The following is a 25,181-nucleotide window of genomic DNA, read 5'->3' as shown; positions in this document are numbered from 1 at the left end:
TTAGTTTATATCAATTTGTGCTATAAAATTTTTACAACTCAAAGCTGGATTTTCAGTTTTCATAAAGTTTTCGCCCATTAAAAATCCTTTAAAACCTGCTTGGTATAAATTTTTAACTGTAGCAACTTCAGATAATCCACTTTCTGCAATTTTAATAAAATCGTTTTGTAGATAGTCCGACATTTTAATACTGTGTTCAATATCTACCTTAAATGTTTTTAAATTTCTGTTGTTGATGCCTATTAAATCAACATCAATATCAATTTTATCTAGCTCTTCAGTATCGTGTAACTCTAGCAATACTTCTAAACCTAATTGATGTGCAAGTGTAGTAAACGATTTAATTTCTTGCTTGGTTAAGATTGCTGCTATCAATAAAATAACATCTGCACCAATCGCTTTTGCTTCTACAATTTGATATTCATCTATCATGAATTCTTTACGCAAAATTGGAATGCTTACACTATCTCGTACCTCTAATATATCTTGATTTTGTCCACCAAAAAAAAATGAATCGGTTAAAATAGAACTTGCAATGGCTCCAGCTTGCTCATAACCAAGTACGACATCTAATGGCGTAACAACATCATTAATAATTCCTTTGCTTGGCGACTGTCGTTTAAATTCTGCAATAATTCCTATATTTTTATTAATAAACTGTTGCTTTAACGAATTAGTCGCTCTAGTAAAATATATTTCATTTTCTAACTTTTTAATAGATACCTTTTCTTTTGCAGTTAAAACTTCCTGCTTTTTATGTGCTACTATTTTATCTAATATATTCATTACAAACAGCTATTAAATTATTTAAACTTGCTTTTGCTTTTCCAGTTTCTAAACTATCTTTTGCAATATCAACGGCTTCTTGATATTTTAAATTTTTCACCAAAGCAATTGCTAGTGCAGCATTAGCTAACACTACTTCTTTTTGTGCTTCTGTAGCTTTATTGTTTAATATATTGGTGAATATTGTAGCATTACTTTTAAGCGTAGTACCACCATGAATACTTTTTTGAGTATGTTTTTTAAAGATTGCTCTATTGTATTTTTGAAACAGCGTTTTACTGCTTTTCTTCCAAATAATAGCATCGCCAGTTAATGAAATTTCATCGTAGCCATCTTTAGCGTGTACTATAGAAAAATTAGTAGCTGTTGTAGCCATTACTTGTTGGTATAAATTGCCAATTGTTGGATGATAAACACCAATGATTTGATGTTTTGGCTGAGAAGGATTAATTAGTGGTCCTAGTAGGTTGAAAACGGTTCTTACTTGTAGTGATTTTCTAATTGGAGCTACTGTTTTCATTGCAGGATGAAATAATGGTGCATGTAGAAAAGTAATATTTGCATTGTTTAGTTCTTCTTGCAAAATCTTTTTGTCGTTGGTAAAACGAATGCCTAACGCTTCTAACACATTAGACGAACCAGAAACAGAAGACACACCATAATTACCATGTTTTGTAACTGGAATTCCTGCACCAGCACAAACAAAACATGCTAGTGTAGAAATATTAAATGTATTCTTTCCATCACCACCAGTACCTACAATATCTAGTGTTTCGGTTTGTTTAAACTGAATTGGATTGGCTAAAGACAACATTGCTTTTCTAAAGCCAATTAACTCTTGACTACTTGGCATTCGCATATTATAAACAGAGAGTAATGCTGCAATCTGAGCTGTTTCAAATTGTCCGTTTGCTACACCAAGCATTAATTTTTCAGCATCTTTAGCATTGAGTTTTTTTCCTTGATATAATGTCTCTAAAAATGCTTTCATAAGCAACAAAGATAATAATATTAGTACATCACTTTTATGGAGTATTAAAAGGAAATAGAAATTTAATAGAGATACTTCGCTTCGCTCAGCATAGACGAATGAATGCTAATTTTACAATTTTCTATAAAATATTTGTCAAGTAAAAATACTAGACAAGACTTAATTTTAATACTCTAACCAATTTTTAATCATGGTTTTTCCTGATGGTGTCATGATGCTTTCTGGATGAAATTGTACGCCTCTTACATCATACAATTCGTGTTTTACTGCTTGTACAATATTATCATCATCAACTGCTGTAACAATTAATGGTGCTACTACATTTTTAATTGCCCATGAATGGTATCTTCCGCTATCAAAATTTTTGTCGATTCCATTAAATATATAATCGTCTTCTACTATAGTTGTATTTCTAACTTTACCATGCACCACCTCTCCTATGTTATAAAGCTCTGAACCAAAAACCTGACCAATTGCTTGATGACCTAAACACACACCTAATATTGGTTTTGTAGCAGCATATTTTTCTATTAATGGTAATAAGATGCCAGCTTCTTCTGGAATTCCTGGTCCTGGTGATAGTAAAATTTTATCGTACTGTGCTACAGCTTCTAATGAAATTTTATCATTTCTAAAAACATCAACGGTAACATTAAATTCTTCTATATAATGCACTAAATTATATACAAAAGAATCATAATTATCCAATACCAATACTTTCATTTTGTTAATGTGTTTATTATCAATCAAAGGTATAGAAAATTGCTTTTACTTAATGTTATGATTGTATTTAGCGTTACAAGCTATAAAATTATGCTTATATTTAGTGTATGAATAAAACCAAATCGACCATAATTGTTTTTATTTGGTATTTGATTGCTGCTATTTCTGCCTTTGTTTTATTTCAGTTTGTGCTACCACACACTACGCATATTTTATTGAAATCTTTTTTGGCTAATGTGCTAGCCACTTTTGTTATTTTTATTGGTAGTAGTATCTATAACAATTCTAGTATTTATGATGCCTATTGGAGTGTTGTTCCTCCAATTATTTTAATGTACTGGAACAATTTAGAGTATAGCAATTTTATATCATTCAAAAATAATATATTATTATTAGTTGTTTTATTTTGGTCGGTACGACTAACTTTAAACTGGCATTATGGTTGGAAAGGTTTACATGATGAAGACTGGCGTTATACTGAGTTGAGAAATCAAAATGGTAAGTGGTTTCCATTGGTTAACTTTTTTGGTATTCATTTATTTCCTACGGTATTAGTATTTGTTGCTTTAATTCCTTGCTATTATATTATTTCTGCATATCATATTAATATAGTTCCTTTATATATTATTGGTGTTTTAATTGCTATTGTTGGTATTTTATTTGAGTTAATTGCTGATATACAAAGTAAACGATTTAGAGCTACACACGCTAAAGATAAATTTATTACAACTGGACTTTGGCAATATTCTAGGCATCCGAATTACTTTGGAGAAATTTTATTTTGGCTAGGATTGTATGTGATGATGCTTGCTTGCGATATTCATCAATGGTATTTGGGTATTGGTAGTTTATTAATGTTTGGATTATTTTATTTCATTAGTATTCCGTTGATGGAAAAAAGAAATTTAGCAAAGAGAAAAAATTATCAGCAGTATATTGATGCTGTTTCTAAGTTATTTCCTTGGAAGAAAAATAGTTGAGAAGATAATTCTACTACAAACTCAATAAACCATTTTCTAAGTTGTAGATGTGTTTAAAGTTATTGTCTGCTAATAACTGTGCTGCTTGTTTGCTTCTTGCTCCACTTTGGCAAACTACTATATAATGTTGTTGCTTGTCTAAATCTTGTAGTTTGAATGGCAATAATGCTAGACTAATATTGAGTACATTGTCTTGTTGTAGTATTGGGTGTTCTCCTATTTGTCTTACATCTAAGATAGTGTAATCGTTGTTGTGTTGTAATGATTTAAATTCATCACTACTAATGTTTTTAATGCTGTTTTGTACTTCACAATTCTCTATTACTTCTTCTTGTAATGGATATTGTTTAATTATATCAATAATAGTATCATTTCTTTTGATATTAAATTGCTTGGACTCATTAGTTAGTGCATTATAAGTTAATAATTTATTAGATAATATATTACCAATTCCTAATATCATTTTAATAACTTCATTAGCTTGTAAACTACCAATAATATTTGGCAAAATGCCTATAACACCTAATTCATTACAATTGAGTTTGTTGGCTTTTGGAATTTCTGGAAAAAGACAACGATACGAAGCACTTTGTTGATAATTAAACACAGCAACTTGTCCGAAAAAAGCTTCTATTGCTCCGTAAACAAAAGGTTTATTACATTTTATACATGCATCGTTTACTAAATATCGTGTAGGAAAATTATCAGTGCAATCTACAATAATATCATATTTATTTATAATGTCAATTGCATTTTTAATAGATAATCGTTCTTTATAAGTTTCAATATTGACTAATGGATTTTGAGCATTTAGTCTGTCTTTTACTATTTGAACTTTAGCAAAACCAATATCATTTGTAGTGAATAGTACTTGTCTATGTAAATTGCTTTCTGAGACTATATCATCATCAATGATACCTATTGTACCAATACCAGCTGCTGTTAAATATTGTAGTACAGGACTTGCCAATGCTCCAGCACCAACTACTAAAATTTTAGCTTCGATTAATTTTTGTTGACCTTCAATGCCAACTTGTTTTAATATGGTTTGCTTTAAATATCTTTTTTCGTGAGCAGAATGTTTGCTATGCATCAATTGTCAATTTCACAAGGATCGTACTGCCTAAGGTTTGGATCATTTAAATTATAATCTAGTGTTTGTTTCCCATCATATTCTGCTGGAAAAAACTCAATTCTAGTATTATCTTGATTATCAGTTGCTCCTACAGCTGGACTAGAATTACCAAAACCTGTTATGATTAAACGGCTGCAATTAATTCCTTTTTCGGTTAAGTAGTAACCAACAATTGCTGCTCTTTGTAGACTCAATGAAAGATTTTCTTGCTCACTAGCTTCTGTAAAAACATGGCATTCTATCAACAGCTTAGTGACTAGTGGATTTTGCTTTAAATAATCAGCAATAAAATCTAGTGTTTCATCATTATTCTGTGTTACATCGTTAGCGTGTTCTTTAAATGTTAATGGCTGTGGTAAAATTAATCTGTCTTGACCTTTAGCAAATGAGATAAAAACAAATAAAGATAAGACAATAGACAAAAATAACTTTCGCATTTTTTTGAAATTTTGATGTTTACAAATATCTTAATTTCGTTTCCGATAATTTCTTAAAATTAATAAAAAAATGTTATTTATTCAGCTTACTTTTTCTATAACTATAAACAAAATAAATTAGTAGTCCGACTAACATCCAAACAATAAATCTTAGCCAATTAGCAACTCCAAGTGTAGACAGTAAATATGCACAACTTAAAAATCCGAGTACTGGAATTAAAGACCATTTGTTTTTAATAGTATATATGGTTATAATAACTGAAACCAATAAAAAAATCCAAAATGGTATTTGATGATGCCAAGTAGAAAATCCACCTTCAAAACTAAATGCACTGTTTATAAAATTAGGTTCGTATTTTACTAGAAATAGTGTAATTAAAATCCAAACAAGAATAATAAAATATCTTCCATTAATATATTTTACTTTAAACTTTGGTTTTAAATCATCACTTGGTTGATATTGATTATCTGCATCATTTTTGTTTAAAATTAAAACACCTCCACAAACTAAAACAAATGCAAAAAGTGTTCCGATACTACATAAATCAGTTACTAAATTTATATCTAAAAATAAAGAAGGAATACCTACAATTAAACCAGTTATAATAGTAGCATAAGATGGTGTTTTAAATCGTTTGTGAATAGTAGCAAATTTCTTAGGTAGTAAACCATCTCTACTCATACTCATCCAAATTCTTGGTTGACCAATTTGAAATACAAGCAATACACTTGCCGTAGCAATTAATGCACTAAATGCAATTAAACCACCCATCCAATTTAAACCAATTTCTGTAAAAGCATTGGCTAAAAATGCTTCGTTGTTGAGTTTGGTATAATGCACCATTCCTGTTAATACTAGTGCGACTAAAACATACAATACTGTTGCTATAATTAATGCATAAATCATACCTTTTGGTAAATCTTTTTGTGGATCTTTACATTCTTCTGCAGTAGTAGAAATAGCATCAAAACCAATATATGCAAAAAATACAGCAGATACACCTTTGATAACGCCACCGAAACCATTAGGAGCAAAAGGCGACCAGTTTTCTGGTTGAATATAAAATAATCCTATTAATATAATCACTATAATTACTAGTACTTTAAAAATAACCATTCCGTTTGCAAAGTTTTTAGATTCTTTAATTCCGATATATACCAACCAAGTAATTAATGCATTAATACAAAATGCCGGAATATTAATTATAAACGGAATACCAAATAGTTTTGGTGCTGATGCATATAATTCTGGCATATATTTTTGTGCTTCTAAGAAACTTGTAGTTAAGTACTGTGGTAAATGCACACCACAATCGGACAAAAATTTGACAAAGTTACCAGACCAAGCAATAGATACTGTTATATTTCCTATAGCATATTCTAAAATTAAATCCCAACCAATTATCCAAGCAATAATTTCGCCAAAAGTTGCATAAGCATAAGTATAAGCACTACCAGAAATTGGAATGCGAGAAGCAAACTCGGCATAACACAAAGCAGAAAAACCACAAGCTATGGCAATTCCAATAAACAATAAACTTACTGCTGGTCCGCCATCAAAACAAGCTTGACCAATAGTACTAAAAATACCAGCACCTACAATGGCTGCAATTCCTAGCATTGCTAAATCTCTTACTGTAAGATTTCTTTTTAATTCGCCTTCTGTACTAGCAGCATCTTTTAGTTTTGCTTCTTGTAATATAGAAGCAATATTTTTTGTTCTAAATAGAGATTTAAAATCCATGTTTTAAAAATAATACAATTTAGTAGATATTTTTATAAACAAGCTCCTTAGTTTTGTGTTATAATTGATTATATGGAATTTTTTATGGCATTTATTTTAATAGCATTACTACTTTTTATAGTAACCGATATTTATTTCTACAAAGTGATGATGCACTACATTGTATCAGACAATTTTAAATTATTATTTAGAATATTATTTTTTATTATTGCATCTATACCTTATATTACTCTAGCAGTTCTTTATTTTAAAGGTTATAGAGAATGGAGTGGTTGGACTAAGAATTTATTGATGGGAATTTCTGAAGCATATTTTTTGACTAAAATATTTATGCTTGTGTTTTTCCTTATTACAGATATTATATTTTTATTTCAGAAGTTATTTAGTAAACCTAATACTAATAATCTAAATGGTAATGGAATTACTCGATTACAGTTTTTTTACAAAGCGAGTTTGGTTGTAGGTACTACTGTTTTTGCTAGTACTATTTATGGAATTTTGCGTGGTGCTTATCATTTAAACATTACTAGAAATACTATTCGTTTAAAACAAATTCCATCAAATTCAAAAGGAATAAAATTAGCACATATTTCTGATATGCATTTAGGTAGTTTTGCTAATACCAATTTTATACAAAAACTAGTGGATACTATTAATAAAGAACAAGTAGATTTTTTATTATTTACTGGTGATTTGGTGAATGTTATTGCAAAGGAAGCATTTCCGTATAAAGAAATATTTAAAAATATCAAAACTAAATATGGTGTTTATTCTATTTATGGTAATCATGATTATGGTAATTATAAAGAATGGGACAATGAAGCTGATTTACTTCAGAACAATAAAGATTTTTTAAGTTTTCAGCAAAGTTTAGGTTGGCGTGTACTACAAAATGAACATGAAGTTTTAAATATTAACAATTTAAATATTGGACTAATTGGCGTTCATTATATTGGTAGCAGAGCTTATAATAAATCTTTGGGTGATTTACATCTTGCTACAAACAATATGCCTGCAACTGATGTAAAGTTACTACTAAGTCATGATCCATCGCATTGGGACATGGAAGTAAATAGCAAAGCACAATATCAAGATATAGATATTACCTTTTCTGGACATACTCATGGTTTTCAGTTTGGTGTAGAAATACCTTCTATGAATATTAAATGGTCACCATTTCAAGCATTGTACAAACAGTGGGCTGGTTGGTATCAAAAAGGTGAGCAATATTTAAATGTAAACAGAGGAATTGGTTTTATTGGTTATCCTGGAAGAATTGGTATGCCACCAGAATTATCTATCATTGAGATTAAAGGGAAATAAAAAAAGCGGACACACATTGCACGTATCCGCTTGACTTTAAAAGTCTAGAAACATAAAAACCCTACTGCAATAATACTATACAATAACGCTGGAAGGATTATCTTAAGTATATTTTTTGACTTTTAACTTTTTCTTAGAATTAAATTAACAAGATTGAAATGCAAACTGTGCCAACATGTGTTCCATCTCTAATTTAAAATTAGTGGACGCTATTGGCAAGCTATTAAAAATCTTACAATTTGGATTAATCGTAAGATTTCTCAACTGTAAATGTTGATTGATGAATTGCATTTCTAACTGCGGAAATATCTCTTTAAAAGTTAAAGCAATGTCCATTACAGATCTATTGCTATCTACTAGATTATAAATACCTGGAGTTAATTCCGTATCTACAATTCCAGTAATTACTTTTGCTGCTTTATCAACATGAATAAAAGAGCGTTCTTGTCGTCCATCTCCATGAATAGAAATCTTATTTAGAAAATTAGCATCAAAAGCAAACTTATTAATAACAGCATCGAAACGCATGGTTTGATTGAAGCCATACAAGTTGCCTAATCGTAGAATATAAGTTGGAAGTTTATCTAATAATCTTTCGGAAAAAGATTCGCCACGCATTTTAGAAATGCCATAATTTGTTCTTGGATTGAGTTTAGATTGTTCATCTAATAATTTATTTTTTGGCGATGAACCATAAACCGATACACTACTTATATGTATAAACTTTTTGATATTGCTTTCTTCTATGGCATAACTTAATTCTGCACTTCCCCAATGATTTACTTGCTCGTACATATGTGGATCTTGCTCTGCATATGGTGTAGAAATTTTTGCAGCAGCATGAATCAATACATCAATTCCATCTAGCGATTTTTTTAATTTCCTAGTATCTAAAATATCACCTTCAATAAATTTAATATTATCGCCACCAATACAAGTACACAAAAAGAAATTGTAGGCACCTTTGCTTAAGTTGTCATAAACAATAATTTCATCAACTGATTTCATTTGAACTAGTTTTTTAACTAATTCAGTTCCTAAATAACCTGCACCACCTGTTATTAATACTCTCATTATTTATATTTTTTATTTCTATTAAAATGATGAAACCAAGCCGAATTTATGCTATTTGCCAAATACGCTACTTTCATTTTTATTTGTTGTATTAAACTAAAATCATAACTACCTTTGGTATGAGTTGTTTTATAGTTGTAGGTACTCATTAAGTTACTACAATATTTTTCTATCAAAAATACAATATCATCAGATAAATTACCTTTCCACCTATCTAAATTTTCTGTATTAAATTGTTTATCTGTCTGAAATTTATCACCAAAAGAACTATTAAATACACCAACTTCTAACATTTCTTTTTCAAAGTTGATTTTTAAAAACTGACATATTTTTTTTATTTCTTGCTCTGGTTGAAGTACTACATCTTCGTAGCGAACCACCATTACATTTTCACTACCAATTTTTTGTTTGACTTTATCTATTTGTTGATATATAGTATTATATTTTATTATATAATTATATATGTTAAAATCATCTAAATTTAAGTGTTCAATATTTCTTTTTACTAATTCTGAATAAGCAGTTGCTCTTGGATCTCGAATAGTGAAAATTACTTTGCTATTTTTAAAATGATTTAAAATAGGTTGATAGTAATAACCATGAGCTGGTGTTTTTTCTCCAATGTATTGTATACTACTATCAATATTTCGTTCAATAACAAACTGCATAAAATCAGCAGCGTTTTTAGGTAAAGTACTTTGTTGTTCAATATCGCTTACTAATTGTTGCAATACAGGAAAGTATTGACTGCCTTTCCAACCAAAATTAACCAGTGGATATTTTTCTAAAATATAAGTAGCAAACTCTTTCGGTGTACTTATATGCGATGGAATATTTAAAGTATTACCTTTCCACAACCAAGGAAATGCATGTGTTTCTTGCGGAAATATTTGCACTGTACTATTTTTGTCAATCATTCGCAATACCAATGTAGTACCAGTTCTTCCAGCTCCAAAAACAAAAAGGTAATTCATATTATTTAATCAATTCGGTATGTAAACCACACTCAGTTTTATTTAAGCCAAACCACCTTGCCATTCTTTCATCTTGCATTAAAGACAAATCTATTTTTCTAGTACAAGGTTCACAACCAATACTAGTATAGCCATCATTTTCTAGCGGATGTTTAGGAATATTATGTTCTTTAATATAAGCATAAATCATAGGTTTTGTCCATTGCAACATCGGATGATAACGCATAGCTCCTTGTGGTGTTGCCTGCTCTTCTTTCATATTGGCTCTATTAGCGTTTTGGTCGGCTCTAACACCATTAATCCAAATATCGTGCGATTGCAAAATAGGTTCCATTGGTGCTACTTTATTTAAATGACAGCAAAAATCAGGATCAGAAGTAAATAACAATCTACCTGCATAATCTTTTTGCATATTTCTTGGTGTAGCAGACTTTACATCAATCACCTTAATATTAAATAAATTAGCAATTTCATCTTTATATTGAATGGTTTGCGGAAATAAATAGCCAGTATTTAAAAAATAAACAGGAATACTATTATCAATCTGAGCTAAAATATGCAACATAGGTAAGGAATGCGTTTGAAAAGAAGAACTTGCAAACATTGTTTTTCCTTGATCTTTATAAGATTTAATTTTTTGAGCTATTGCTGCTATGTACGCCAAATTATCCACAAAATAAAATTAAGGCATTGGAACTTTTACACCTTTTAAAGTGTATTATTAAATTATTAGTTGTTATTTTGTGATTTAAATGAAAAAATTATGAAGACTTTAAAATTGATGTTAATTGCTATAAGTGCAATGTTTTTATTGCCAAGTTGTTCTTATAATAATATTATAAGTCAAGACGAAACGGTAACCGAAGCTTGGGCAAATGTAGAAGCGGCTTATCAAAGAAGAGCCGATTTAATTAAAAACTTAGTGAACAGTGTTAAAGGTGCTAAAGATTTTGAACAGCAAACGCTAGTAGATGTAATTAATGCTAGAGCAAAGGCAACTTCAATTCAATTAACTGCCGATGATTTGACACCAGAGAATATGGCTAAATTTCAAGAAGCACAATCGCAATTAAGTGGTGCTTTAAGCAGATTATTAGTAACTGTAGAAAAATATCCTGACTTAAAAAGTACTGCTTTGTTTCAAGATTTAATGAATGAGCTAGAAAGAACTGAAAACAGAATCAATATTGCAAGAAGAGATTATAATAGTACTGTAAAAACTTATAATACCACAGTAAGAAAATTTCCATCTAACTTAACCGCAATGATTTTTGGTTTTGATACAAAAACTCCATTTAAAGCAGAAGCTGGTGCAGAAAAAGCTCCAGAAGTAGCATTTTAAATTATGGCAAACGCAAAACACTTTCTAACTGATGCAGAAAAAAATCGTATTACTGATGCTATAAAAATTGCAGAAAATAATACTACTGGAGAAATTCGTGTACATATAGAAAACCATTGTAATACAGCTACCATTGTAAGAGCTGAAGCTGTTTTTAACATGCTTAATATGCATCAAACAAAAAACAGAAATGGTGTTTTAATTTATATTGCAGTAAAAGATAAACAGTTTGCTATTGTTGGAGACGAAGCAATAGACCATAGCACACCTATTGATTATTGGACTGCTTTATGTAATGAATTAGCTGTTAATTTTAAAAATGGAAATTACGCCAATGGTATTGTGGCAATTGTAGAAAAAGTAGGCAAAGAATTACATCGTCATTTTCCTTTACTACATACTAATAATCCTGATGAATTGAGTAATGAAATTTCGTTTGATGAGAACTAGTACCATAAAACATATTATATTTTCATCAATACTATTAATTGCTTCAATTGCTAATGCACAACAGGCATTAAAAGATGATCCAAATATTCCAGAAGCACCTAATCCACCAAAACTAGTAAACGACTTAGCAGGCATGTTGAATGACTTTGATAAGTCAAGATTGGAAACGAAACTAGTAGATTATAATGATTCTACTTCTACGCAAATTGCCGTAGTAACTGTTGAAAGCATTGGAGATTACGCAATTGATGATTATGCAATTCGCTTAGGAAGAAAATGGGGAATTGGAAATAGTAAAAACAATGGTATTTTATTATTGATTGCCAAAAATGAAAGAAAAATAGATATAGAATTAGGTTATGGTATAGAATCATATATAACAGATGGCGATGCAAAACGCATTATAGATGATATTATAACACCAAACTTTAAAGCAGGTAATTATTATAATGGTATAGACGAAGCAACTAATGCTATGATTGGTTTGTTACAAGGTACTTATACATATGAGTCTACTCAAAACGGTGATTTTCCAATATTTCCAATACTTATTTTTATAGGCATATTTATACTATTTATTATTATAGCATCTAAATCTAAAGGTGGTGGCAGTGGTGGCGGTTATACTGGCAATCGTGGTGGTTGGACATGGACGACTACTGGTGGAAGTGGCTGGTCTGGTGGCGGCGGCGGTTCCTCTGGTGGTTTCGGCGGCTTTGGTGGTGGCAGTTTTGGTGGCGGTGGTGCTAGCGGTGGCTGGTAGAATTTTTATAGTTTTCTTATGTTGCTACTAATATTAAATTTTTAAAAGATTTATCTTGTACTTGTATTGTTTTTTTACTTTATAAATATTAATTCAATATATTAAACAAATAACAAGTGATAAACAAGCAAAACAAATCAGTAAATTCTTAAGTTTTATATTGCGTCATCAACCAGAAACAATAGGCATTGAACTAGACCAAAATGGTTGGGCTGATATTGATGAGTTGATTGAAAAATCAAATCTATACAATCACCAATACGGAATAAAAATTAATCGTGTGCTGTTAAATCATATTGTTGCTACAAATGCTAAGCAAAGGTTTGCAATAAATGAAACTAGTAATAAAATAAGAGCCAATCAAGGACATTCTATTGATATCAACTTAGGTTACATTAATCAAAAACCACCTGAAATACTTTACCATGGTACTAGCAAAAATACTGTTGATGCTATACTTAAAGATGGACTTAAAAAACAAAACAGACAACATGTTCATTTAAGTAAAGACATTGAAACAGCTATACAAGTGGGACAAAGGCATGGCAAACCGTTTGTGTTTATTGTACTTGCCGAAACAATGTATAATGACAATTACGCTTTTTATATTTCAGACAATGGTGTTTGGCTTACTGATTATGTACCTGTAAAATACTTAAAACCATACCAATAATTATATAAATTATTGTACTGTATTATTACAATTAAAAGTTATTGTCTACAATTTATTGATAAGAAATAAATTATATAAAATTTTATATAAATAATATCATTTATGACAAAAATTATTCTTAGGGAAAAAATATACACCGCTCATTTTATTCTTTATATTTGAGTATTGTATAAAAGTTTTGCTCAAGCTCTGTTCATTAACTGTCATTAACAATACAACAAACAAAATGATTAGACTAAAAAACATATTGACAATTTTATTTTTTAGCTTGATATTAGTTTTTTGTAGACAGACAAAAATTAAGCAAAAAAATAATAAAATAGAACAACAAAATCAGACTGAATATAAATATACCAAAGTAATTTCAGACTCTACAAACAAACTGACAAACAAAGTTGAAGACTTAGAAGTTAGTTATCACATTATTGGTTGTGCCTGTCCAAACTGGATAAGAACTAAAGACGAAGGAAGTACAGATACAACAAAAACTTTTAAAGACCTTTATTTTTACATTGAACCAGCAGACAGCACCTTAGAAATACCTATATATTTTGAACCATATAGACATAAAATTAAAATTACAGGACAATTTTATGAAAAAGAAGACTATCCTCGAGGTACAATTGAAATGGAAGAGCCAATGCCAAAAGCAAAAGTATTTAGATACACTAAGCTTAAAGTAATTGACAATCCAAATTTCAAACCAAACAGCAAAGTTGAAACATTAACTTTAGTCTACAATGCAACTTCGTGTCTTTGTGCTCAATGGAGTGAAATTCGTTTTAGCAATAACATAAACAAGAAAACAAATTATTGGTTAGAACCAGCCAATGAAAAATTAATTAATGCTGACACACTTTTCCATGGAGAAAATTTACCAATAATAATAAAAGTAACAGGACAACTAATATCAGAAAATGGGTTTCCAAAAAGAGAATTAGCAAAAGTTGGGCAAGACAAAGCAGGAAAAGTTTTTAGATACACAAAAATTGAAGTAATACAAAATGGTAAATAACACAGATAGCTATTCCACAAATAAGTAAAAAAACTTATTTCATGTTATTAATAGCTTTGTCAATGGTATATTTCAGTTTCTGAAAACACCAACTATTAAATAAATACAGTAGTTAATAATCTTGGTGCTTCATTCTCAAAAATTGATTCTTTTAACTTACTTTTGTAGCTTATGGAAAGAATTTGGTATAGAATCGAATCGCTTATTGTTTATCTTTGGGTTTCTCAAACAAAATATAAAATACACTCTCCTTTTTTGTTTGATATTGTTACTAAAGTTTTTGAAAAGAAAAACAAACCAGAATCAGCCGACAAAATTGAAGCTATAAGACAACAACTGCTTCAAAATGAAACAATTATTGAAGTAGAAGATTTTGGTGCAGGTTCTAAATCAATGAATAGTAACCAAAGAAAAATCAGTCAGATTACTAGAGTGAGTATAAAGAAAAAGAAGTATGCACATCTTATTTATCATTTAATAAAATATTTTAACTATAAAAATGTATTAGAGTTAGGAACTTCATTAGGCATTACAACTTCTTACATTGCTTCTGTAAATAATGATATTAAAGTTACTACAATAGAAGGCAGTAAAAGCATTGCCGAAATTGCTCAACAAAATTTCAATCAGCTACAACTCAATAATATAGAATTGGTAGTTGGCGAATTTGATAAAGTGCTTCACGATGTAGCTACAAAAAATGGTCCTTTCGATTTAATTTTTATCGATGGAAATCATAAAGAATTGCCTACAATTAATTACTTCGAAAAATTATTACCTTATACACACAACGATACTTTACTAGTGTTCGATGATATACATTGGACAGAAGAAATGGAAGAAGCATGGCAGTTCATCAAAAATCATCCTGCATCTACTATTACTATAGATATTTACCAAATGGGTTTTGTCTTTCTTCGAAAAGAAAATAAACAAAAGCTACACAAAGTAGTTTGGTATTAATTTGGTATATTGTTTGTAGTTAATTTCGTATGAAAAAAGCATTAATAACATATTCATTGCTATTGATAGCTTTAATTGGCTTTACTCAAACACCAAAAAAAGCAACACAACTGTATGACGATGCTATAGCATACGCTAAAAAAACACAGTATACTGAGGCAATTGCTACGCTACAACAAGCTATTAAAATATATCCAGCGTATTTAGATGCTAAAATTTTAATTGGCGAATTGTACTTTGCTCAACGAAAATATAACGAAGCAATACCTTATTTTGAAGCTGCAAAAACCGATGCTCAAACGGTTTATACTGATATTCAGCAGAACAGACTGTATTGGATGTTGGCAGACTGCTACTACTTAACAGAGCAACATGATAAAGCAATTGCTATTTCAAATTTATACTTGAAACAAAATAAAATTTCTGAGTTTGGCAAGCAGAAAGTAAACGACATTATTTCAAAAGCTTCGTTTTCTATTAGTGCCAAAAAAAATCCAGTAAGCTTTAATCCAATTAACCTTGGCGAAAATGTTAACTCTGCCGATGATGAATATTTTCCTGCATTAACGCCAGATGGAAGTGAACTCTTTTTTACTAGACGAATTTTCAATCAAGAAGACATTTATCACAGTCAGTATACTTCTAGTTGGTCGCCTGCCGAAATTCTGAGTAATCAAATTAATGATCCAACACATAACGATGGTTCTCAAAGTATTTCTGCCAATGGCAACTTGCTGTTTTTTACTACTTGCAACAGAAATAATGTTTTTGGTAGTTGTGATATTTTTTATTCGTACAATGATGGCAAAAACTGGACAACAGCAAAAGGCATCAATAAACCAATTAACACACCTTATTGGGATGCACAACCAAGTTTTGCTGCGAATGGAAATGCTATGTATTTTAGTAGCGACCGACCTGGTGGTTTTGGTGGAAGAGATATTTGGGTATCTTATTTAGATGACCAATTGCGTTGGAGCGAACCAAAAAATTTAGGTGCTGTCATTAATACACCACAAGACGACCAAACGCCTTTCATTCATCCAGATGGTGTTACACTTTACTTTGCGTCAAATGGTCATCAAGGTATGGGACAAAACGATTTGTTTATTACTACTCTTGAAAATGGACAGTGGACAATACCAAAAAATTTAGGTTATCCTATTAATACCGAAAAAGATGAAATGGGTTTGTTTGTTTCTACTGATGGTACTACTGCTTATTTTGCTAGTAACAGAGTTGGTGGTTTTGGCAAATTAGACATTTATAGTTTTGATTTGCCAAATGCTTACAAACCAAAGCCAACTACTTTTGTAAAAGTACAAGTATATGATGCCATTTCTAAACAAGCATTATTTGCAGATTATGCTTTGCTTGATTTAGCCAAAAACGAAACAGTGACTAGTGGAAAAACTAATGGCAATGGTAATTTTGTTGCTTGTTTAACTGCTAATAAAAACTACGCATTAACTGTACAAAAAGATAAATATTTATTTCACTCAGAGAATTTTTCATTCAGTTCTAGCAGTGCAGTAGAACCATATATTTTAAATGTTTACTTACAACCAATACAGAAAGATAATATTATACAATTAAATAATGTATTTTTTGATATAGATAAAGCAGAACTTAAAAGCACTTCTTTTCCTGAATTAGACAAAGTAGTAGCTTTGCTTAAAGAAAATCCGAATTTAAAAGTAGAAATTGGTGGACATACAGACAACACTGGTAATGCAGATTATAACTTATTATTATCTAAAAGAAGAGCCGAAAGTGTAGTACAATATTTAGTAGGAAAAGGTATTGCACTTAATAGATTAACTGCAAAAGGTTATGGTATGACAAAACCGCTAGTTGATAACACCAACGAACAAAACAAAGCTCAAAATCGTAGAACAGAATTAAAGATTTTGGAGTAGATTATAAAGTTGTCTTGTCCTAAAATAGGTTCACACCATTACAAGTAAAAGCGTGTAAAAAATGAAAAACGACAAGTTAATACCATAAAATGACATCAAACTTTATTTTTAGTAGCTTTACCATTCTAAATTTTAGTTTTGCTAAGTGCTATTATAAAAGGATTATTTTTTGGTTTAAGTATTAGTCTTTTAATTGGCCCAATCGTTTTTGCATTGCTAGAAACAACTATTGAAAAAGGTAGAAAGACAGGTTTTATTTTTGCCAGCGGCATTTGGTTTAGTGATATTATTTATATTATAATAGTCAATTTAATTTTTAAAACCTTTACTATTTCCACTTCTACAATGAAAATAGGTGGTATAATTGGTGGCTTTATTTTAGTTTTATTCGGCATAAGTGCTTGGTTTTCAAAAAGGAATACCAACAACAACTATCAACTTAATTTTAAAAAAATTGGACAAGCTTTTGCAAAAGGCATCAGTATTAACATCTTTAATCCGTTTGTATTTGTATTATGGCTAAGCATATATGGTATGTTGCTTGCATTAAATTATACACTTTTAGAAAAAGTTGCCTTTTACTTTGCTATGCTTTTAACAGTTGCTCTATTAGATTTATTCAAAATTCAATTAGCTAATATTCTTATAAAACAATTAACAACAAATAAGTTAGTATTAGTAAAAAAAGTGGCTGCAGTAATTTTAATTCTATTTGGAATAGTATTGATTGCTCGAGTTTGGTAAACAAATTCTACAAACAATCTACTTATAAATTACTAGTAAAAAGTAAATTTCAACAATCAGACTTGTAATAAAAATTCCGTTCTAAAAAACTTCAGAACGGAATCTAATATCATTGCGTATCTTAAATTAAAATACTACCACATTGTTGCTTTTTCTGCATCAGGCAAGTACATTTCATCTCCAGATTTCACATTAAATGCTTTATAAAATTCTGGTAAGTTTTTCAATACTACATTTACTCTATATTTTCCTGGTGAGTGTACATCAGAATATAATCTTTGTTTTAAAGCTTCAGGTCGGTAATGTCCTCTCCAAATTTGAGCGTAGTTAATAAAAAATCTTTGGTCTGGTGTAAATCCATCTATTGTAGTTATTTTTTTACCATCAATAGCTTTGTGTAATGCATTATAAGTAATCAACATTCCACCTAAGTCAGCAATATTTTCGCCAAGCGTTAATTCTCCATTTATAGGCACACTATCTATTGGATAGTAACCACTATATTGATCAATAAATATTTTTGTTTTCTTATCATAATTAGCTTGATCTGCTGCTGTCCACCAATTTTTTAAATTACCTTCTGCATCATATTGAGCACCTTGATCATCAAAACCATGTGTAATTTCATGACCTATTACCATACCAATTCCACCATAGTTTACAGCATCATCTCCATATTCAAAGAAAAAAGGTGGTTGCAATATTGCAGCAGGAAATACAATTTCATTCATCAACGGATTGTAATAAGCATTTACTGTTTGTGGTCCCATTCCCCATTCTGTTCTATCAATTGGCTTACCTAATTTATCAACGCCTCTTTGGTTTTCAAATTTTCTTACATTTAATATATTAGTTACATATGCATCTTGATTGATATTTAAGCCGTTATAACTTTTCCATTTATCTGGATAACCTACTTTTACATTTATAGCATTTAATTTGTTTAATGCTTGAGTTTTTGTGGTATCAGACATCCAATCTAATTGTTGAATTCTATCTGCTAAAGCTAGTTTTAAATTTTTAATTAAATCTGTAACTCTAGTTTTTGCATTTTCTGAAAAATATCTTTTCACATATTCTTGTCCAACGATATCTCTTAAATAAGTATTGGTATTGTCTATCACTGTTTTCCATCTTGGTTGTTTTTCTTGCTGACCAAAAAGTGTTTTATTATAAAAGTTAAATTTAGCATCTTCTAAATCTGAATTTAAATAACTAGACAAACCACTTACTAAATGAAAATATTGATAATCTTTCCATTCCTCTAAAGGAATAGCCGTTAACAAACTATCAAATACTTGCATATGTCTAGTTTGCTCTAGCACAAATTCTTTCTGATTATTTATATGTAATTCATTAAAATAAGTTTTCCAATTATAATTTGGATAAGTTTTTTCTAATGCTTCCAATGAAAATTTATTATACACTCTTTCTGGGTCTCTTTGCTCTACTCTACTTAAAGCAGCATTGGCTAACAGTTTCTCTATTTTTAAAACTGTTTGTGCTTTTTCTTTAGCATTGCTTTGATTGGTATTTTTAAACACCGACTCAATATACTGTTCGTACTTCTTTAATATATTAACTGAGTTAGAGTCTGTTCTAAAATAATAATCTTTATCTGGTAAACCCAAACCATACTGTACTAAGTAAACAATATATTCATCAGATTTTTTAGCATCTTGACCAACATAATATGCTAAAGGAGTTGCAATATCCATCGTTTGAAATTCTCCCATTACTTTTACCAATTGCTGTGTAGTGCTTACACTATTTAACTCATCAATTAATGGTTGAATTGGTTGTAACCCTTGCTGGTTAATTTTATCCGTATTCAATCCAGCAATATAAAAGTCTTTCAATTTTTGTTCATTACTTCCCATTTTCGGATTGCTAGTTTTAGCTTCTTCCATAATCGTTTTGATAGCATTTCTACTTTCTTCATCTAAAATATGAAACGCACCATAACTCGATTTATCATTAGGAATTGGATTTTCTGCTATCCATTTTGAGTTAACATACTCAAAAAAGTCATCTTGTGGTCTAATATCCGAACTCAATTCTAACGGATTAATAGGTTTCACTTTAGCCAAATCAGCAACTTCAGTTACAGATATTGGCGTGTTCTCAGTTTTTTCTGCTCCTTTCTTTTTCTTTTTACATGGTACGGCATTAATAACATTAGTTAAAATAAGCATAGCACATAATATTGAAACTATTTTTTTCATTATCTTTAAATTTTACGAGGTCAAAAGTAATCAATCATTTTTTAAAAGAAACGCTGTTATGGTTAAAAAGTTCAAAGAAAAGTACGGTGATGTTGCAATAATCACTGGTGCATCAAGTGGTATTGGTAAGGAATTTGCTTATCAAATTGCTGCTAAAGGTTTAGATTTAATTCTTATTGCTAGAAGAAAAGAAGAGTTAGAAAAAATAAAAAACGACCTTGTAAAATCGTTTAGTGTTAATGTTGAAGTATTGTCTATAGACTTAACACAAGATGGTTTTCAAAACGAAATTCTTGAATTTATAAAAGATAAAAATATAGGTTTATTGGTAAACAATGCTGGCATGAATTGCGAAGGTCATTTTTATAGAGGTAGTTTACCACGCAATATCAATATGATAAAATTGAATGTAGAAGCTCCTTTTATTTTAGCTTATGAAGTTGGAAAAATACTAACTAAACAAAAAAGAGGTGGTATAATTTTTACTTCATCTGTAAGTGCCTTTAACGCACATCCATACTTATCTCATTATGCTGCTACCAAAGCTTATATTTTGTCTTTAGCAGAAAGTTTGAACTACGAATTTAAAGGCAAAAATGTAGATGTATTGGCATTGTGTCCTGGAATGACAAAATCGGAAATGACTAAAGGCATGAAAGAAGGACCAATGTTAATGGAAGCAAAACCAGTAGTTGAAATAGCATTAAACAGTTTAGGCAAAGAAGCTTTTGTAGTACCAGGCATGATTAACAAAACACAAGTATTTTTAAATACTAGAATCTTAAATCGTAACTTATCTAAAAATTTAATGGGCAATATGCTCAAAAAAATATTGCCTGGCGTAAAGTAAGTTTTTAAAACTAAACCCAATTAAAATCTATAGCAGAAATGTCATCTTGGCATTGTCTACTACTTTGGCATTCAACTTGATTTATCCTAAGTAAAATTTAAATAATTATGACAACAGGTACAATAAATGTTTCCGTAGAAAATATTTTTCCGCTGATAAAAAAGTTCTTATACAGCGACCACGAAATCTTTTTAAGAGAATTAGTAAGTAATGCCACCGATGCTACATTAAAGCTAAAACACCTTTGTAATATAGGCGAAGCGAAAGTAGAATATGGCAATCCAATCATAGAAATAAAAATTGACAAAGACAAAAAACAACTACACATTATAGACCAAGGTATTGGTATGACTGCCGAAGAAGTTCAGAAATACATTAACGAAGTGGCTTTTTCTGGTGCAGAAGAATTTTTAAACAAATACAAAGATGCTGACAAAGATGCAGGAATTATTGGTCATTTTGGTTTAGGATTTTATTCTGCGTTTATGGTTGCCAACAAAGTAGAAATTATTACCAAAAGTTATAAAGACGAACCAGCAGTACATTGGTCGTGCGATGGTAGTCCAAATTTCACACTAGAACCAAGTGATAAAACCGACAGAGGAACAGAAATTATCTTACACATTAACGACGATTCTTTAGAGTTTTTAGAAGAAGGTAGAATTCGTGCTTTATTGATGAAGTACAATAAATTCATGCCAATTCCAATTAAGTTTGGTTCAAAAGAAATTAATGATCCAACACACGAGCCACAAACTATTACAGACGAAGAAGGAAAAGAAACGAAAGAAGAACACAGAAAAATTACAGTTGATGATATTATCAATAATCCAAATCCAGCATGGACAAAAACTCCATCTGAACTAACAGACGAAGATTACAAAGGATTTTATCATGAGTTATATCCAATGTTGTTTGAAGAACCATTGTTTCATATTCATCTCAACATCGATTATCCATTTAATTTAACTGGAATTTTATATTTTCCTAAATTATCTAATAATCTACAAATTCAAAAAGATAAAATACAATTATATCAAAATCAAGTATTTATTACAGATAATGTAGAAGGCATTGTTCCAGACTTTTTAACTATGCTAAAAGGTGTTATCGACTCACCAGATATTCCTTTAAATGTTTCTCGTTCTTATTTACAAGCAGATGGCAATGTCAAAAAAATATCATCATACATTACTAGAAAAGTAGCTGATAAACTGCAAGAGCTGTTTAACAAAGATAGAGCAGATTTTGAAAGCAAGTGGAATGATATTAAAGTAGTGATTGAATATGGTATGCTTACAGAAGACAAGTTTTTTGAAAAAGCACAAAAATTCAATTTATTTCCTACGGTAGATAATCAGTACTTTACACTAGACGAATTAAAAGAAAAAACCAAAGCACTACAAACTGATAAAGACGACAACTTGGTTTTATTATACGCATCTGATAAAGAGAAACAACACAGTTATATTGAAACAGCGAAAGCAAAAGCATACGAAGTACTGTTGTTAGACTCTCCTATTATCACACATTTAATTCAGAAATTAGAAAGCGAAAACGAAAAATTGAGTTTCGTAAGAGTTGATGCCGACCATATTGATAATCTAATTAAAAAAACAGACGAAAAAATTATCAAGCTGAGCGAAGAAGAGCAAAAACAACTAGAAGAAAGCATAAAAAACACACTCAACAATACAAGTTATACAATACAAATTGAAGGTTTAGATAGCGATGCTGTTCCGTTTATGATTACACAAGCTGAGTTTATGCGTAGAATGAAAGACATGCAAGCAACTGGTGGTGGTAATATGTTTATGGGAAATATGCCAGATATGTTTAACTTAATTGTCAATGCCAATCATCCGTTGATAGAAAAAATTATTACGACAAAAGATGAAGCAGCTCAAAAACAAATTATTGGTCAGAGTATCGATTTAGCAAAACTATCACAAGGACTGTTAAAAGGTGAAGCATTAACCAACTTCATTAAAAGAAGCTACAATTTGATTTAGTAAATTAGTTATTCGTCATTAATTCATTTGAAGTCAGAAGGTTTTGTTCTAGTAGATTAACTCGTTGTGTATTTATCTACCTACGAAAACAGGAATCTAAATCTTGTTGTATGATAGATTCCGTTATAAAACAAGCGTCTAGCAATCTAAAAATCTAGACTCTTGTTTCTATAAATCTAGCAATCTCTTTACTATTTTTCACAATTAAAATTATTGTATAGCAATAGACTTCTTTAACTTTGTTGAAAATTGAATCATGAAAAAAACACTATTTTCTTTTATAACTATTCTACTAATATTCTCAGCTTGTAAGCAAGAAACTGCAATTGAGTATAAAAAAACTGTCGATGTTAAATTCAGTAATCTGCAAAAAAACAATCCAAAAATAAATGGTATTATGCTGTTTCATAACATCTCTGAAAATGAGTTAACCGTAAAAGATTTAATTTTAACACTTAGAATTGATGGCAAACCGATTGGCACTATCAAAGAAAAAGAATATAAAGCAGTAAAACCAAATACAGAGTTTAGCATTCCGTTTAAATACAATTTTGAAAAAAATGAAATTGTAGCAGAAAACCAAGTTCCAGCAGATGTTTATTTAGTAGAATTAGAAGGCGACTTAACCATGATTGCAAAAGATGGCAAGGAATTTGTTATACCTATTCAATATAAAGAAGCAATCGACTATCATGATAAACAAGCCGAGAAAGATGAAAAAAAGGCAAGTAAGAAAGAAATGAAGAAAGCTAAGAAAGAATTAAAAAAAGCAGAAAAAGAAGCAGCGCAATCAGCTAATGAAGAATAAATTAAACATATTATTTGCAACACTATTAGTATTAATTAGCACACTTGCATTCACTGGTAATGATGATAAAAAATCTAATAAAAAACAAGATAATGATATTGCCATTGAAGTACAAGATGAACAAATTAACAAAGAACCCTATTTAGTAGAAACCAAAGATTTTAAAATTCAGGATTTCTCATTATCTACTATCGACTTAGGTATTACTTGCGTTATTTTTAATCCGTATAAAGTAAAAGTAAAAGTTACCGAAATTGTAATTGATGTTTTTGTAGAAGACAAATTGCTAGGTACAATTTTCGACGATGCTGAAATTATTCCAGTCACCAAGCAATCTAATTTTGATTTACCAGTAAAAATTTCAGTTAAAACAGGTGCTACACTAAGCAAATTTTCTAGCACTTTTTGGAAACTTGCTACAGGCAAACAAGTACGAGTAGATTACAAAGGTTATGTAAAAGTAAAAGCATTAGGTTTTATTCCAGTTAAAGTAAAAATTAACCAAACAGAATATTTTGATAAATCTGACATATTGTAAGTTAAAATATTATTTATTATAATTTAACATTTATTGCAATCTTGATTTTTTAGTTAGCTTTTGCCTGTCTAACGAAAGGTAGATATCAAGATAAAAGGTAAAAGACGCTTATTACTTAATACACTTGTATTATCTTTCAGAAATAGTATTCTATACTGACATTTATTATAAATGTAACTTCTATCACACAAAATAATTTGGTAAAACCCTATCTTAGCACAAAATTGCATCATGTTTAAAACACTAACATCAATTGCCAAATGCGAATGTCCAAAATGCAAATCACAAAATTTGTTTAAGAATACAAATCCGTACAATTTTAATGACATTGATAAAATGTACGATTACTGTCCGAAATGCAATTTTGATGTACGCAATGAAACAGGTTTTTATTGGTTTTCAATGTATGTAAGCTATGCCTTGAGTGTTGGTTTTTGCTTGATTAATTTTGTAATAGCAGGACTAATTTTTGGTTTCTTTGAAAAAATGGAAATCTATCTTATTGCCAACGCAATTATACTATTATTACTATTACCATTTATTTTCAGATGGTCGAGAATCATCAGTATTTACCTTACCATGAAAATGGACAAGTATTGATAGACCTAATTATTTAGCATTGTAGTAGATTGGTTTAAATATTAGCTTCGCTTAACTCTATTAAATCCAGAAATAAAAACAAAAAAGTTGCTACACTATAAATCTTATTTCT

Annotated in this window: 25 protein-coding genes; 15 read left to right on the top strand and 10 right to left on the bottom strand. The window is 29.9% G+C overall.

What is annotated here, in order from left to right; all coding sequences use genetic code 11:
* From trpC to H6553_03720, 3 genes are all read right to left on the bottom strand, one after another.
* Positions 1 to 786, bottom strand: coding sequence for an indole-3-glycerol phosphate synthase TrpC (gene trpC, locus H6553_03730; GenBank protein ID MCB9032925.1), 786 nt, complete (start codon positions 784 to 786; stop codon positions 1 to 3).
* On the bottom strand, positions 770 to 1,777 hold the full coding sequence (gene trpD, locus H6553_03725; protein ID MCB9032924.1) for an anthranilate phosphoribosyltransferase: 1,008 nt from the start codon (positions 1,775 to 1,777) through the stop codon (positions 770 to 772). The genes trpC and trpD overlap by 17 nt, the downstream gene beginning before the upstream one ends.
* Before the next feature lie 165 nt (positions 1,778 to 1,942).
* Complete coding sequence (locus tag H6553_03720; GenBank protein ID MCB9032923.1) at positions 1,943 to 2,500, bottom strand: aminodeoxychorismate/anthranilate synthase component II; 558 nt, start codon at positions 2,498 to 2,500, stop codon at positions 1,943 to 1,945.
* 107 nt (positions 2,501 to 2,607) lie between these two features.
* Between H6553_03720 and H6553_03715 the strand changes: the two genes are divergently transcribed.
* On the top strand, positions 2,608 to 3,480 hold the full coding sequence (locus H6553_03715; protein MCB9032922.1) for a DUF1295 domain-containing protein: 873 nt from the start codon (positions 2,608 to 2,610) through the stop codon (positions 3,478 to 3,480).
* A 13-nt stretch (positions 3,481 to 3,493) separates the two neighbouring features.
* Here H6553_03715 and H6553_03710 read toward each other — a convergent pair whose 3' ends face one another.
* The 3 genes from H6553_03710 to H6553_03700 form a co-directional block, all read right to left on the bottom strand.
* Complete coding sequence (locus tag H6553_03710; protein ID MCB9032921.1) at positions 3,494 to 4,573, bottom strand: ThiF family adenylyltransferase; 1,080 nt, start codon at positions 4,571 to 4,573, stop codon at positions 3,494 to 3,496.
* Positions 4,573 to 5,052 carry an OmpA family protein gene (locus H6553_03705; protein ID MCB9032920.1) on the bottom strand — a complete coding sequence of 160 codons (480 nt, stop codon included), beginning with the start codon at positions 5,050 to 5,052 and terminating at the stop codon, positions 4,573 to 4,575. The genes H6553_03710 and H6553_03705 overlap by 1 nt, the downstream gene beginning before the upstream one ends.
* Before the next feature lie 73 nt (positions 5,053 to 5,125).
* The gene (locus H6553_03700) at positions 5,126 to 6,796 is read right to left on the bottom strand and encodes an amino acid permease (protein ID MCB9032919.1); all 1,671 of its coding nucleotides are present in this window, start codon (positions 6,794 to 6,796) and stop codon (positions 5,126 to 5,128) included.
* Positions 6,797 to 6,880: 84 nt separating this feature from the next.
* Here H6553_03700 and H6553_03695 point away from each other — a divergent pair, with 84 nt between their 5' ends.
* Entirely contained in the window at positions 6,881 to 8,119 is a 1,239-nt protein-coding gene (locus H6553_03695) for a metallophosphoesterase (GenBank protein MCB9032918.1), read from the top strand.
* 144 nt (positions 8,120 to 8,263) lie between these two features.
* Here the strand turns inward: H6553_03695 and H6553_03690 are convergent, their stop codons facing one another.
* From H6553_03690 to H6553_03680, 3 genes are read right to left on the bottom strand one after another with little or no spacing between them, the layout of a single operon-like run.
* On the bottom strand, positions 8,264 to 9,193 hold the full coding sequence (locus H6553_03690; protein ID MCB9032917.1) for an SDR family oxidoreductase: 930 nt from the start codon (positions 9,191 to 9,193) through the stop codon (positions 8,264 to 8,266).
* Complete coding sequence (locus H6553_03685; GenBank protein MCB9032916.1) at positions 9,193 to 10,167, bottom strand: sulfotransferase; 975 nt, start codon at positions 10,165 to 10,167, stop codon at positions 9,193 to 9,195. Before H6553_03685 ends, H6553_03690 begins: the two co-directional genes overlap by 1 nt.
* Position 10,168: 1 nt before the next feature.
* The gene (locus H6553_03680) at positions 10,169 to 10,771 is read right to left on the bottom strand and encodes a phosphoadenylyl-sulfate reductase (protein MCB9032915.1); all 603 of its coding nucleotides are present in this window, start codon (positions 10,769 to 10,771) and stop codon (positions 10,169 to 10,171) included.
* Positions 10,772 to 10,930: 159 nt separating this feature from the next.
* Between H6553_03680 and H6553_03675 the strand changes: the two genes are divergently transcribed.
* From H6553_03675 to H6553_03640, 8 genes are all read left to right on the top strand, one after another.
* Positions 10,931 to 11,509 (top strand): LemA family protein, encoded by a 579-nt coding sequence (locus H6553_03675; GenBank protein ID MCB9032914.1) that lies wholly within the window; start codon positions 10,931 to 10,933, stop codon positions 11,507 to 11,509.
* 3 nt (positions 11,510 to 11,512) lie between these two features.
* Positions 11,513 to 11,959 (top strand): TPM domain-containing protein, encoded by a 447-nt coding sequence (locus tag H6553_03670; protein ID MCB9032913.1) that lies wholly within the window; start codon positions 11,513 to 11,515, stop codon positions 11,957 to 11,959.
* Positions 11,949 to 12,722 carry a TPM domain-containing protein gene (locus tag H6553_03665; GenBank protein MCB9032912.1) on the top strand — a complete coding sequence of 258 codons (774 nt, stop codon included), beginning with the start codon at positions 11,949 to 11,951 and terminating at the stop codon, positions 12,720 to 12,722. Before H6553_03670 ends, H6553_03665 begins: the two co-directional genes overlap by 11 nt.
* Before the next feature lie 109 nt (positions 12,723 to 12,831).
* Entirely contained in the window at positions 12,832 to 13,395 is a 564-nt protein-coding gene (locus tag H6553_03660; GenBank protein MCB9032911.1) for an RNA 2'-phosphotransferase, read from the top strand.
* 268 nt (positions 13,396 to 13,663) lie between these two features.
* A complete protein-coding gene (locus tag H6553_03655; protein ID MCB9032910.1) occupies positions 13,664 to 14,410 on the top strand; it encodes a hypothetical protein in 747 nt (248 codons plus the stop codon).
* A 171-nt stretch (positions 14,411 to 14,581) separates the two neighbouring features.
* Positions 14,582 to 15,373 carry a class I SAM-dependent methyltransferase gene (locus H6553_03650; protein ID MCB9032909.1) on the top strand — a complete coding sequence of 264 codons (792 nt, stop codon included), beginning with the start codon at positions 14,582 to 14,584 and terminating at the stop codon, positions 15,371 to 15,373.
* Positions 15,374 to 15,402: 29 nt separating this feature from the next.
* On the top strand, positions 15,403 to 17,292 hold the full coding sequence (locus H6553_03645) for a PD40 domain-containing protein (GenBank protein MCB9032908.1): 1,890 nt from the start codon (positions 15,403 to 15,405) through the stop codon (positions 17,290 to 17,292).
* Positions 17,293 to 17,430: 138 nt separating this feature from the next.
* On the top strand, positions 17,431 to 18,036 hold the full coding sequence (locus H6553_03640) for a LysE family transporter (GenBank protein ID MCB9032907.1): 606 nt from the start codon (positions 17,431 to 17,433) through the stop codon (positions 18,034 to 18,036).
* Positions 18,037 to 18,170: 134 nt separating this feature from the next.
* Here H6553_03640 and H6553_03635 read toward each other — a convergent pair whose 3' ends face one another.
* Positions 18,171 to 20,261, bottom strand: a complete 2,091-nt coding sequence (locus H6553_03635; protein ID MCB9032906.1) for a M13 family metallopeptidase — start codon at positions 20,259 to 20,261, stop codon at positions 18,171 to 18,173.
* A gap of 58 nt (positions 20,262 to 20,319) precedes the next feature.
* Between H6553_03635 and H6553_03630 the strand changes: the two genes are divergently transcribed.
* From H6553_03630 to H6553_03610, 5 genes are all read left to right on the top strand, one after another.
* Complete coding sequence (locus tag H6553_03630) at positions 20,320 to 21,111, top strand: SDR family NAD(P)-dependent oxidoreductase (GenBank protein ID MCB9032905.1); 792 nt, start codon at positions 20,320 to 20,322, stop codon at positions 21,109 to 21,111.
* A gap of 107 nt (positions 21,112 to 21,218) precedes the next feature.
* On the top strand, positions 21,219 to 23,123 hold the full coding sequence (gene htpG / locus H6553_03625) for a molecular chaperone HtpG (protein MCB9032904.1): 1,905 nt from the start codon (positions 21,219 to 21,221) through the stop codon (positions 23,121 to 23,123).
* A gap of 256 nt (positions 23,124 to 23,379) precedes the next feature.
* On the top strand, positions 23,380 to 23,931 hold the full coding sequence (locus H6553_03620; protein MCB9032903.1) for a hypothetical protein: 552 nt from the start codon (positions 23,380 to 23,382) through the stop codon (positions 23,929 to 23,931).
* A complete protein-coding gene (locus H6553_03615; GenBank protein MCB9032902.1) occupies positions 23,921 to 24,469 on the top strand; it encodes an LEA type 2 family protein in 549 nt (182 codons plus the stop codon). The genes H6553_03620 and H6553_03615 overlap by 11 nt, the downstream gene beginning before the upstream one ends.
* Positions 24,470 to 24,700: 231 nt before the next feature.
* Complete coding sequence (locus H6553_03610; GenBank protein ID MCB9032901.1) at positions 24,701 to 25,069, top strand: hypothetical protein; 369 nt, start codon at positions 24,701 to 24,703, stop codon at positions 25,067 to 25,069.
* Positions 25,070 to 25,181: the final 112 nt, after the last annotated feature.

This window comes from Chitinophagales bacterium, from assembly GCA_020636535.1.
Lineage (GTDB): Bacteria > Bacteroidota > Bacteroidia > Chitinophagales > JADIYW01 > JADJSS01.
The sequence above is the reverse complement of the archived record's forward strand: the minus strand, read 5'-3'. Positions and strand labels throughout refer to the sequence as shown.